At 61.2% G+C, this 12,222-nt stretch carries 9 protein-coding genes; 2 read left to right on the top strand and 7 right to left on the bottom strand.

The features are described from left to right. Nucleotides 1–23: 23 nt before the first annotated feature. Nucleotides 24–1,619 (bottom strand): DUF2079 domain-containing protein, encoded by a 1,596-nt coding sequence (locus tag Q0J85_RS05810; RefSeq protein WP_294479095.1) that lies wholly within the window; start codon nucleotides 1,617–1,619, stop codon nucleotides 24–26. A gap of 73 nt (nucleotides 1,620–1,692) precedes the next feature. Between Q0J85_RS05810 and Q0J85_RS05805 the strand changes: the two genes are divergently transcribed. Beyond that, nucleotides 1,693–3,111: a hypothetical protein gene (locus Q0J85_RS05805; protein WP_294479093.1), complete on the top strand. Its 1,419-nt coding sequence runs from the start codon at nucleotides 1,693–1,695 to the stop codon at nucleotides 3,109–3,111. On the opposite strand, the gene Q0J85_RS05800 is transcribed toward Q0J85_RS05805, so the two are convergent. From Q0J85_RS05800 to Q0J85_RS05775, 6 genes are read right to left on the bottom strand one after another with little or no spacing between them, the layout of a single operon-like run. Next, nucleotides 3,064–4,329 carry a nicotinamide-nucleotide amidohydrolase family protein gene (locus tag Q0J85_RS05800; RefSeq protein ID WP_294479090.1) on the bottom strand — a complete coding sequence of 422 codons (1,266 nt, stop codon included), beginning with the start codon at nucleotides 4,327–4,329 and terminating at the stop codon, nucleotides 3,064–3,066. The genes Q0J85_RS05805 and Q0J85_RS05800 overlap by 48 nt on opposite strands. Next, nucleotides 4,326–5,435 (bottom strand): glycerate kinase, encoded by a 1,110-nt coding sequence (locus tag Q0J85_RS05795; protein ID WP_294479089.1) that lies wholly within the window; start codon nucleotides 5,433–5,435, stop codon nucleotides 4,326–4,328. The genes Q0J85_RS05800 and Q0J85_RS05795 overlap by 4 nt, the downstream gene beginning before the upstream one ends. Continuing rightward, the gene (locus tag Q0J85_RS05790) at nucleotides 5,432–6,100 is read right to left on the bottom strand and encodes a hypothetical protein (RefSeq protein ID WP_294479088.1); all 669 of its coding nucleotides are present in this window, start codon (nucleotides 6,098–6,100) and stop codon (nucleotides 5,432–5,434) included. Before Q0J85_RS05790 ends, Q0J85_RS05795 begins: the two co-directional genes overlap by 4 nt. A 3-nt stretch (nucleotides 6,101–6,103) precedes the next feature. Next, nucleotides 6,104–8,110: a pilus assembly protein TadG-related protein gene (locus Q0J85_RS05785; protein ID WP_294479087.1), complete on the bottom strand. Its 2,007-nt coding sequence runs from the start codon at nucleotides 8,108–8,110 to the stop codon at nucleotides 6,104–6,106. A gap of 6 nt (nucleotides 8,111–8,116) precedes the next feature. Further along, nucleotides 8,117–8,638 carry a hypothetical protein gene (locus tag Q0J85_RS05780; RefSeq protein WP_294479085.1) on the bottom strand — a complete coding sequence of 174 codons (522 nt, stop codon included), beginning with the start codon at nucleotides 8,636–8,638 and terminating at the stop codon, nucleotides 8,117–8,119. 34 nt (nucleotides 8,639–8,672) lie between these two features. Then, on the bottom strand, nucleotides 8,673–10,346 hold the full coding sequence (locus Q0J85_RS05775) for an AMP-binding protein (RefSeq protein ID WP_294479084.1): 1,674 nt from the start codon (nucleotides 10,344–10,346) through the stop codon (nucleotides 8,673–8,675). 215 nt (nucleotides 10,347–10,561) lie between these two features. Here Q0J85_RS05775 and Q0J85_RS05770 point away from each other — a divergent pair, with 215 nt between their 5' ends. Continuing rightward, nucleotides 10,562–11,560: a diaminopimelate dehydrogenase gene (locus Q0J85_RS05770; RefSeq protein ID WP_294479082.1), complete on the top strand. Its 999-nt coding sequence runs from the start codon at nucleotides 10,562–10,564 to the stop codon at nucleotides 11,558–11,560. Nucleotides 11,561–12,222: the final 662 nt, after the last annotated feature.

Genomic DNA, 12,222 nt, shown 5'->3' with positions numbered 1-12,222 from the left:
GGGCTCTCTTTTTTTGCGGCGGGTCACCGGGCGGCGGGTTGAGTCCCGGTGGCACGGCGGTAGAAGATCAGCACGCCGCCGGGATCGTCGATGACGCCGTACTCCTCCTCCGGAAGAAGTGAGTTCAGCACCGGCGGGAGCTCGTAGAATGTCTCTTTCCGGCCGCTGTAGTTGTTCCGGTCCAGCACGAAAAAGTCGGCGCGGAACACCGGCGGAGTTCCGAAGCCGATCACCGGAAAGTCGAAAACCCGTGCTTTCGGCAGAAACCAGACCCCGGGCTCGTTCTGGCAGACCACCGTGCTCTCCGGCGTGAGCGGAAGCTGTTCAAAGAGTGCCCGCGCTCCGTCCGCATGCAGCAGCCGGTTCAGCATCTCCTCCCAGTAGATCGGTCTGAGCGGCAGCGAGAGAACGCCCCCCTGGTAAGGCGGCAGTTTGTCCACGGTGTACTGGACGTAACGGGAGAGCGGCAGATCGCAGCAGACAACGTGGCATCCGAGCATCAGAACCACGGCTGCCGCGAGTGCCGGCTGTTTGAGCCGACGCAGCTGCCTGCGTTTCCGGCTCATGGCGCGGAGGCTGCGCATTCCGTACAGCGCGACGACCGGCGTGACCGCCAGCAGCGCGGAACTGTAATGACTCATCAGCAGCTGCTGGTGCGGTTGCGCCGAGACAAGCTGAATGCCGATCACCGGCAGCCACAGCAGCACGAACATCTTCCAGTTCCCGAGCGGCAGCAGGGCGAATGGGACCAGGACGCTCAGTACGACCCCCGGTACGCTCTCGTAGAGAAGCCGCCCGGTCATCGCACCGGCGTTGTGGAGCGTCTGAGAGAACGTCGGAGCGAAAAGCTCATAGCGTCCGTAATGGAAGTAGTTGACGTTCAGTATGTAAGGATAATAGATCTTCAGTACGAAAAATGTCCAGAAAAGTGCCGCGGCGATCGCCCCCGCTCCCCAGAGGCGTCTGCCGCGCTGCGTGAGCAGCCACAACCCGGTTGCTCCGACGGGGATCACGAAGTCCTCTTTCACGAGCGGCGAGAGCGCGAGAAGCAGGAAAAACGGCAGCATGCGTTTCCGGCCCAGAAAGTAGAACGCCCCGAAGAAGAAGAGCGGGAAAAGCGACTCCGCATGGAAGTCGAAGAGCACCATCCGCGAATAGTAGGGGTTGAAGAGATACATCGCCGTGAGCAGAAGCGGGAAACCCCCTTTCCGGAATCGGAGCTTTGCCGTCGCATGGAGCAGCGGCGCGGCGAAAGCGAGTGCCGCCGCCTGAATCAGCACGAGCCACATCTGCGTGTCATAGAGCCGATAGAGCGGAGCGAAGAGCAGGGAGATCGGGGAAAAATGGTCAAATGCCCCCCGGTAATCCTGCATGAGCCCGCGGCCGTTCGCCGCATTGCGCAGCATCGAGTCGTAGATGCCGAAGTCCCAGTTCCCCATCTGCATCGCCTCGAGCTTGTAGCAGCCGAGGGCGGCGTAGACGAGAAAGAACAGAAGCGTCATGAGCCAGAGCAGACGCGTCTCGAGCTTCTCCGGAAAGGAGAACCGGAGACGCCCCGCACCCGCCGCCGCCACGCCGGCCGCCGCGAAGAGAATGACAAGAAACACATAATAGTTCATACGGGTAATTTACTGCCCGAAACTGTTTTTTCCAGTTGCAAATCCGGAATACTCCCGCTATTTTATAAAAAGTATGAGGTTCGATTGGAAAAAGTTCGATTATTTTCTCCTGTTCGCCGCCGCCGCGACACTGCTGGCGCTGTTGTTTCCGGGAGATACGGTCTGGTTGCGGGACGAGGCGGAGTTGATGGCTCTGGCGCTCGATGCGAACGAGGCCGGCCGCCCCGCGCTGGAGGGGCTCGCCGATCCGTCCGGCATTCCCCGCGGGATTCCGATCGTCTGGCTGAACCAGATTCTGCTGCTGGTGACCTCGAATCCCGTGGTGATTGTCGCGATCAAGGGGGTTGTTCTGCTCGGGCTCTGCTGGGGTGCGATTCTGCGGCTCGCGCACTGTCTGCATCTTCCGGCGGGACCGGGGGCGGCGCTCTGGCTCTGTTCGCCTTTCATCTGGTTTTATCTGCGCATGCCGTGGGACAACATCTGGCTGCTGCCGTTGTCGCTCTGGTTCGCGGTCTGCGCGGCGCACTTTCTGCGCGACGGGCGGATGTGGCCCGTCGCGGGCGCAGGAGCGTTGTTCGTGCTGATGTTTTACCTGCAGCCGGTTTCGGTGGTGGTTCCGCTCGGATTCGCGGCGGGGGGAGGGGTCTTCCGGCCGGAGCTGTTCCGACGGGAGTACCGGAAATTCTGTGCCGTCGGCGCGGGAGTTCTGGTGCTGCTCGCACCCTTGCTGTATCAGGGCGTGCGGGGAGGAGCGTTCGGCGCGGGGGCGGCCCGGGTCCCGTTGTTTTCCGCGCTGGGGGGCGTCGCCCGGTGCTGGCAGAATCTGACCGCATTCGGATTTACCGACCGCTTCACGCCGGAAATCGGGCTCGGAATTCCGGGACTGCTGGTCATGTTTTCGATCCCGGTGATCGTTTTCTTCCTGATTCTCGGCGTGATTGCGGTGATCCGGAGATGGCGCCGGCATGAGCTGAACACGTTCGACCGGCTCTGTGTCTGCGGCGGGATCACGATCGTCCTCTTCGCGGCGGGTCTGCTGATTCTCCGGGTGGAGCCGCAGGCGCATTACAATTCGGTCGTGGCGTTCGCCTGGCTGCTGCTGGCGTGGCGCGGATTTACGGTGTTGCGCGGCGACTACCGGAAAACGGCGGCGATTCTGCTCGGCGCGGCACTGATGACGGAACTCCTGTTTCTGGCGGATTTCACCCGGCTGGTTCATCGCTATTCGGGGGGGAGTTCGGCGTATTTCGGTACGACGCTCGCGCGGCAGTGGCGGGTTGTCCGGAGCCTGACTGCGGCGCACCTGGCCAATCCGGCGCTCGCGGTCGAGATCGAAATCGACCGTTTCCGGGAAGATCCCCTGCCGCTTCAGGTGCTGATCCGTCTGGCGGCCCGCTGCGGAGACCTTCCGGATGTGGGCGGCGCGCCGCGCCGTGCGAAACTGTTACCGGCCCGCAGCGGCTGCGGAATCGACCTCATCCTCGTGGAGTAGACGGTAGAGCAGCAGCAGCGCGCTCCCGCAGCTGCGTTCCCGCACGGAGTGGCGGTCACCGGTGAAGTGGAACTCCTGTACGATCCGTTTTTCCCCGGCCCTGACGCCGATGTAGACGAGTCCGACCGGTTTTTTCGTGTCGTCGCTCGCGGGACCGGCGATTCCGGTGACGGCGACGGCGCACTCCGCACCGAATTTTTCCGCAGCGCCGTCGACCATCGCGGTGGCGCATTCGGCGCTGACTGCTCCGAACGAGCTGAAGATCTCCTGCGGAACCCCGAGCAACTGGTGCTTGAGCTCATTGCTGTACACCACCGCGCCGCCGCGATAACTCTTCGACGAGCCGGGAATCGCGGTCAGTTCCGCGGAGATCATGCCGCCTGTGCAGGATTCTGCCGTCACCAGATGCCATTTCCGCCGTTCCAGTTCGGCGAGGATCGAACCGGGCAGCGCGAGTTCGCCGCAGGGGAGGGGCGTCGGTCCGGCGAACGCTCGCGCGAGTTCTGCCGCTTCGTGCACACGATCCGGATCCGACCCCGAAACGAAGACCCGTGTCCCCGCCGGAGTCGCACAGTATGCGAGTTCGACCGGGAAAGACGAGAGCGCACTTTCGAGGCGCACCTGAAGCTGAAACTCCGGCTCCCCCGCCGCCAGGAAACCGACCGTGAACTCATGTTCCCGGCATTCCGGTCCGGCGGCGAGGTCCTCCAGCAGCGCGGCACGGACCATCGGCTCGAATTCTCGCGGCGGCCCCGGCAGCAGATAGATGCGGCGCGCACGTCCTCCGTAAATCGTGTCGATCCGGTAGCCGGTGGCGGAGCCGTTCGGATTCGGCAGCAGAGTCGCCCCCTCCGGGGCGCGCGCCTGCCGCAGCACCGGTTTCGGCACGCGCCCCCGGTGGCGGAGCCCCCAGAAGTTCGTGACCTTTTCGACCAGTTCCGGGTGCGGCGCAAGTTCCAGCCCGAAGAAACGGGCCGTCGCATCGAGCGTGATGTCGTCCCGGGTAGGCCCGAGTCCGCCGCTCACGATCAGTGTGTCGGCACAGTCGAGCGCTTCGGAATAGGCGGCGTACAGATCCCGTTCGTGGTCTCCGGCCGTCAGCGCGAGACGGATTGCCAGCCCGATCGAGTTGAGTTCCCGGCCGAGAAAAGCGAGATTGGTGTTGAGAGTCGTCCCTTTCAGGAGTTCAGTTCCGGTGGAAATAACGGCGATGCTCATAAATGACCTTTCAGAATACCGGCGAGAGAGCGCCCCATACGGCGCAGATTTTCCGGCGTTTGTTCCAATGCCTGTGCGAGTGTCCCCGGCCCGGAGGCGATGGAGAAGCAGCCCGCGAAACATACGGCTCGAAAATCCGGTTCGATCGAACCGGAACAGAGGATCGTGCGGACGTTCCGTTCCGCCGCCCGCGCGGCGACGACGGCACAGAGTTTTCCGTCGAGACTCTGGAAATCGGTGCGCCCCTCACCGGTCACGACCCAGTCGGCACCGGCAAGATGGCGGTCGAATTGTGCGAGATCAAGCAGCAGCCCCGCCCCCGACTCCATGCGCCCGCCGAGGTGCCGCAGCAGAAAACCGACTCCGCCGGCCGCCCCGTCTCCGGGCGTTTCCCCCGGGTCGTTCCAGAGTTCCGCCCAGTGTTCGAGTCCGCGTTCGAGCTGCTCGACTTCAGCGGAATCCGCCCCTTTCTGCGGGGCGAATACGCGCGCGGCTCCGCGCGGCCCGGTCAGCGGATTGGTCACATCCGAGGCGATGCGGATCTTCGCCGTCGCCAGCGCGGGATGCAGCCCGGAAATGTCGATGGAGAACACATGCCCGAGAGCGCCGCCTCCCGCCCCGGCCGGGATGATTTTCCCCGTCGCGTCGCGGCAGACACCTCCGAGCGCCTGAAACAGCCCGATCCCTCCATCGACGGTCGCACTTCCCCCGATGCCGATGACGAAGTCGCGCACTCCCGCGTCGAGCAGAGCCCGGAGCTCTTCACCGACACCGGCAGTCGTGGTTCGCAGCGGATTGCGTTCGGATTCGGACAGCCGTTCGAGTCCGGCCGCTTCCGCGAGTTCGACGACGGCACAGCCGGAAGGCAGCAGCGCATGGCGGGCTGTCACCGGCTGCCCGAGCGGGCCGCTGACGGTCTGTTCTTCAAGCCGCCCCGCTGCGGCGCGGGCGGCGGCTTCGACCGTGCCCTCACCGCCATCGGCCAGCGGAAGTTCGATGATGGTGTCTCCCGGTGAAATTTCCCGGATTCCCGCGGCGAGGCAGGCCGCGACCTGCGGCGACCGGAGACAGTTTTTATAGGAGTCCGGGGCGATGATCCATTTCACGGGCCGTTCCCTCCGGAGCTGCCGCCGGCCGCGGGCATGTAAACCTGGTTCGCCGGGCTGGTGTAGAGCAGCGTGTCGTTGATACGGATCCCAAACCACTCGTGAAATGCGTTCCGCATCGCGCCCGAGACATTCTCCTGGTAACCCGAATCGAAGTTGCTGACCGGATCTATGGCGGAGCTTCCGGTTCCCTGGACCAGAACGGCCGCGTCATAGGCATTCGTCTGCGTTCCCGTGAAATCCGAGTTCAGGCTCGAATCGAACGAGCGCGGGCTCATCCATCGATAGGAGTAAACCGCATTTTCCGAACTCCAGGTCGAACTCCAGGTCGCGGACTGCACCTCATCGACGGATGAGCCCGGCCGGGAACGGATCGTGTAATCATGTGCGGAGAACGGCGTGATGAGATCCGAATCTTCTCCCAGGTCGGTTCTGGTGTAGTACCAGCCGGAGAGTTCCGTCACGGCAGAGCGCGGTTCGACGCCGGAACGGGCTCCGCGCTCCGCTCCGACTTTCGCCGAGAGCAGGGTGCGGTTGTCCGCCAGGGCGAGCCCGGCCACGAAAATCACGCCGAGCATCATGGCGATGAGCCCGACCAGCATGGCGGTCAGTTCGAGCATCGCCTGTCCGGATTCCATTCTGCGCTGCAGCCGTTGCTTTTTCATCGTTCAGATCCTCGGTGGTCCGGGCTGGGTGTCCGGTTTGTTTTGAACGCCCTCGAATCCGGGTCCTCCCGGGCCGCCGGGATATCCTCCCGTGCTGTACAGAACAGTCGGATCCTGTTCATCGTTCGTGACGATATGTCCGGTGGAGTCGACCACGATATACTCCCGGCTGTCGGGCGAGCGGAAAAAGCGGTTCGCGATTCCGCCGTTCAGATAATCGGTCACCTCCCTGACCCCCCGTTCCGCCGAGGTGAACACCGTGAAAATCTGCGGCTCCTGCAGCCAGCCCGCCCCGTCGGCGTTGCTCTGCGAATAGACGAAGCTCCGGTTGTCGAAGAGCTGATCCGCCCGACTCCGGTAAGACCGGTCGAACGAATCCGCGTCCCATGACGGATTCCAGCCGTAATACCGGAACCCCGGACCGTCGGTCAGATATTGCAATGCCCGCAGGTAGGTCTCGCTGCCGAGCGGCGGCGAGTCGGTGTAGTCGAAGAGCGATCCCTGCCGGGAGAGCCAGTTCAGAAAACGGTCCAGCACCGAATTCGCAGTCCGCAGCACCCCGAAGCCGTAGGGCAGCGGCATGTAGGTCGGCAGGAGCGTCGTATTGTCGAATACCGGCAGAATCACCGGCACGGCGATCGGCGGCTGTGCCCCCTCGAGCTCTCCCAGTACTTTCGCGATGGCGCCGGGGCGGTAGTCGGTGGTGTTCTCCCCGGAGGCGGTCGAAATCCGCCGCGTACCGATCCGGCGGCGGAAAAGGTTGTTTCCGTCGTCATCGCTTTTCCGGTCGAGATGGACGAATCGTTGGTCGAACGCCATCTGCCGAACTCCGTTGCCGCCGGAAGAGTCGTAGTCGTACCGGGAAACCATGTCGAGCACCACCGATCCCTCCGCATAGGCCGCCGGTCCCTCGTAGATATATTGCTGTTTGACCGGCTTGCGCAGCACGCCCGCCTCATACCACCAGCTGTAGTGGTCGTCGTCGTAACTGCTGTAGTTCTTCCGGTAGTAATCCGGATACCAGAAGTTGTCGAAGAGGCAGAAGCGCAGGGACGGCAATTCGTCGGGGCGATAGACGGTCTGATTCGGGAGCAGATTCTGGATCAGATTGCTGACGGTGTAATCGTACTGCCCGGTGCTGTACTGCACTCCGAGCGTGAAAATTTCGCTTTCATTCGGAAAATCCGACATGGCGTAATCGATGTTCCACCATTTTCCCTCGTAATCCGCGTCGGTTCTGTCTTTGACGAAAGGGTAGATTTCGCCGAGCCAGCTGCTCTGCGTCGGCGGGTCGCCCGCCTGGATTTCAGCACGATGCAGGAGAATTTCCGCATAGAGATCCTCTTTCGCGAGCCCCGCCGGTTCCACGATCGGATTGCCCGCGACGCGCGCGTTCGGGAACACCGCCACCATCTGATCGACGATGCTCTGCACCATGTTGCGGTAGGGATCGCGCCACTTGAAGTTGTTGACCGTTTCGACGTCGAGATAGCGCCGGTTTTCATCGAGCAGATCGACATAATCCTGCAGCGGCTTGTTCCGGGGATTGTACTGGTCGAGACTCACTCCTCCCGGATTGAGTCCGTTCTGCTTGGCCGCCTGCTGCGCCGCCGCAAAGCCGACCAGCGGCCCGAGAAACGAGATGCGGGTCTGCATTTCCGTCAGAATTGCGATCCGGGACGCGAGCTCCTGCTGCCGCTGCTCGTCCTTGTCGAGTTCGGGATCCGGGGCGAATGCCGGCCAGTTTTCGTCTGCCTCGAGCATGGTTTCGCACGCCTTGATGAGGTTGATCTCCCCGATGAGGTTCAGCGACTCTTTCTGCCACTCGGCGCCGGCGAGGGCGGCGGCCTGATGGGCGGTTTCGACCTTGTATTTGGCGCGGATCACGTTGTGCACGTCGAAGATCAGCAGTATGCCGAGCAGCAGGATCAGCATCATGATGATCCCTGTGAGCAGAACCTGCCCCGACTCCCCGCCGCTGCGACTGCCGTGTTTTTCTCCCGGCCTCATCGTCCGTTACTCCATGTACAGCAGCGAATAGTTGTAGGTCTGGACGCTGCTGGAGGGCTCCGGATTGTTCGAGATTCCGAGCAGTGCCGCGAATCCCGGCCCGAGCAGCGGCGAATTCAGCAGCCGGATCGTGCCGCTGGCGATGGTTCCGGTCCCCGCGGTGAGGTAGAGCTCCGGATCGTTCTTCTTCTGCGGATACCAGTACTCGTAATAAACGCCGCTGGCGTCGCCCGAGGTCATGTAACTTGCGGCGGCGTCTTTCTCGGAGAGGTTGCTGCTGCCGCGCCGTTTGCCCGAGATGCTGATCGCCGCCACCCGGGCCGCGCGCAGACAGAAGTTCGGGCGATAGCCGAGCGCCGCGGATTTCGCGGTGTAGAATGCGGCATATTCGCAGAACTGCTTCTGGATGCACCAGTAAAAGATCTGCAACATGCCGAAGAAGAGCAGACACAGGATCAGCAGCGCGGCGATCGATTCAAAAATCGCCGCGCCTCGTTCACCGGAGCGGTGGCTTCTTTTACCGGTCATGAGACCTCCTCTCCCGTTTCGCGGAGCAGCGCGGTTACTCCCCCCAGTTCTGCCCGGTCTGGGCGTGGCGGCGGAGCACGTCGCGTTTGATTTTTCCGGAGAATGTCTTCGGCATGTTCGTGACGAATTCGATCTCGCGCGGGTATTTGTAAGGCGCGGTTTCGCGTTTCACGAACTGCTGGAGTTCGCGCACGAGGCTCTCGGTCGCCTCAAAGTCAGGCCGGAGCACGATATACGCCTTGACTTTCGCGCCGCGCAGCGGATCCGGCGCCCCGACGACGGCGACTTCGAGAACCGTCGGATGTTTCGCAAGCACGTCTTCCACCTCCGAGGGGCTGATCCGGTAGCCGGAACTCTTGATGATGTCGTCGCTGCGGCCGATAAACCAGAAGTAGCCGTCTTCGTCGCAGTAGGCGCGGTCACCGGTGTAGTAGTAGTCGCCGATGAAAGAGGAGGCGTTCTCCTCCGGATTGTCGAGATACTCCATGAGCAGTCCGACCGGACGATGCGGTTCGAGGCAGAGCGCAATGCGTCCGTCCTCGCCTTTTTTGACGGGGTTGCCGTCGTCGTCATGCAGTTCGATATCCCAGCCGGGGGCGGGCACGCCCATCGAACCGGGTTTGACTTTCATGCCGAGAAACGTGCCGATCATGCAGACGGTTTCGGTCTGGCCGTAGGCTTCGCGGATCGTGAGTCCGGTGCTCTCTTTCCAGAGCCGGATGGTTTCGGTCTGCATGGGTTCGCCCGCGGTCGTGCAGTGCTTGAGTTCCGAGAAGTCAAACCGCGACAGATCCGAGAGCGTCAGCATGCGGTAGACCGTCGGAGGCGCGCAGAAACTCGTGATTTCATACTTCTCGATGAGCGGGAGGAGTTCGTCCGCGTGGAATTTCCCCCGGATGTCGTAGATGAAAATGCAGCAGCCGGTGATCCACTGCCCGAAATAATTCCCCCAGAGATTCTTTCCCCAGCCGGTGTCGGAGACGGTCATGTGCAGATCGTTCGCAGTGAGTCCATGCCAGAGCTCGGCCGTGACGCGGTGTCCGAGCGCATAGGCGTGGTTGTGGAGCACCATTTTCGGATATTTGCTCGTGCCGCTCGTGAAGATGAGCAGCATCGGCATGTCGGATTTCGTGCGGATCTTGATCGGGCTTTTGACTTCGCGTTGAGAGAGTTTCGCGTTCGGGCCGGCGATTTCGGCGCGGTAGCTGATCCAGTTCGGCCGTTCGCCGTCGACGAGCAGCCGCGAAGCGAGCGCGGGGCATTCATCGTAGATCTCGTCGAATTTGTAGGCGTTTTCGGTATCGGTGATGACCATTTTGAATTTGCCGAATTTGACCCGGAACTCGAGGTCGTGCGGCGTCAGAAGCGTCGGCGAGGGGCACTGGATCGCACCGAGTTTGATGAGCGCCAGAGAGAAGATCCACCACTCCGGCAGCCGTGGAAGCATGATCATGACGCGGTCGCCGCGCGTGATTCCGTGTTTCAACAGCAGATTCGCCGCCTGGTTCGAGAGGCGGGAGAGGTCGTGGAACGTGAACCGTTTTTCGTCGCCTTTCTGGTTGCGCCAGATCATCGCGAGTTTGTTGCGGTCTTTCTCCGCCCAGCGGTCGATGACATCGTAGCCGAAGTTGAAATATTCGGGGGCCTCTACCGGAAACGACTCCGGGAATGGCGGAATGACAACCGGCGTTTCACTCTTCTTATTCATGTTTTTGTATTCAAATTAAGTTGATGCGGATCTGCTCCGCTTTTTCAAATGATTCTGAAAATACTATACACCGGCAATATGAAAACGCAACCTTTTCCCGTTTTTTTCAAATCGGTTTTCCAGAAAAAAAAGGAGGTTTCTGTTGAAAAAAAGGGGTTGCTGCTGTATTGTAAATGGATTTTTCACCGGAACCGAATTTCAGGAGGATTGGATTTATGGAAAAGATTCGTGTGATGATTGTCGGATACGGCAATGTCGGCCGCGGCGTGAAGCTCGCGCTCGGCCGCAATCCCGATATGGAGCTCGTCGGCGTCGTCAGCCGCTCGCCGGAGCGCGTGAAGAAAGAGCTGCCGGACGTCCCGGTCATGGCGATCACGGATGTGGAGGGGTGGCAGAAAGCGTTCCGCCCCGACGTGGCGATTCTCTGCGGCGGCTCGAAGAACGATCTGCCGGTGCAGGGGCCGGAGTTCGCGAAGTATGTGAACACTGTCGACAGCTTCGACAACCACAGCCGGATTCCGGAGTATTTCGCCGCGGTCGACGCGGCGGCGAAAGCGGCGGGCCATGTTTCGGTCATTTCGACCGGGTGGGATCCGGGCATCTTTTCGCTTGAGCGCGTGCTCGGCGGGGCGTTCGTGCCCGGCGCGCGCGCCTACGGATTTTATGGACTCGGCGAAAAGGGCGGGCTCAGCATGGGGCACTCCGACGCGCTGCGGACGATTCCGGGCGTGAAAGATGCGCGCCAGTTCACGCATGCGATTCCCGAGGCGATCGAGCGCGTCCGGCGCGGCGAGAATCCGGCTTTCGAGCCGGGCGACATGCACACGCGCGAATGCTTCGTCGTGCTGGAGGATGGCGCGGACAAGGAGGCCGTCACGAAGACGATTCTCGAGATGCCCGGCTACTTCGCTCCGTACAAGACCACGGTGAATTTCGTGAGCCAGCAGGAGCTTGACGAGAAGTACAAGGGCTTCCCGCACGACGGGCTTGCGATCGCGGTCGGTGAAACCGGCAACGGCAATGTTGCGCGCGTCGAATACCGTTGCATCTGGGGGAGCAACCCGGAGGCGACGGCGAACGTGCTTGTCGCTCATGCGCGCGCGGCGGCGCGTCTTGCGAAAGAGAAGCGTTCCGGCGCGTTCACGATCCTCGACATTCCGGCGGCCTATTTCACGACGCTTTCGCGCGAGGAGCTGCTGAAACACTGGATGTAATTCCTGATTTTTCCGCACGGCGGCGTTCCCCTGCAATCCGGGGAACGCCGCCTTTTTTTATCTCGTTTAAGCGCAAAAGATTGTGCGTCAACCGTAAAGCCGCTCTCGAGGATTGTCTGAAAGATTTTCATCTTCAGGCCAACGGGCGTCTGGAATCGCTCAGAAACAAATGTGTGCAAAGCAGCGGATACTTCCTGATTACCGTTTGCTCACCGACTCCTGACGGAGTTCTAACCTCTTTCCCCTTTCGTTTCCGTCGCGTTGTGATATTTTATCCTCAGGAAGTCGGAAACGTATCCCATGACCTGAATCGTGTGTGCATAATGTGTACATGATTGTTGCTTTTGTGTGCATCAATTTTTTCGGGTTCTGAGCGGAGTGAACTCTTTTTTGAGCGGGAAAACGATTCTGGCACGCCGTTTGCTTAAAAAGTGACAGTGACACAACTCCAAAGCGAAAGGAGATGGTATGATAAATAGCTGACGTTTGCGGTTTCTGCTTGCGGCGTGTAACTTATGGCGATTAACTTACACGTATGGAAGCGGACAGGTTGCAGACTGAATATTTATTTGAGGCGCCTCCGAAAAGAGGATGACCCCGGAAAGGAGATTAGTCAGATCTGCAAACCAGAGCGCCACCGTAGAGAGCGATGTTAATTCGAC

Origin of the sequence: uncultured Victivallis sp., from assembly GCA_944389935.1 — a bacterium.
Lineage (GTDB): Bacteria > Verrucomicrobiota > Lentisphaeria > Victivallales > Victivallaceae > Victivallis.
This window is presented reverse-complemented; position numbering and strand designations above follow the sequence as displayed.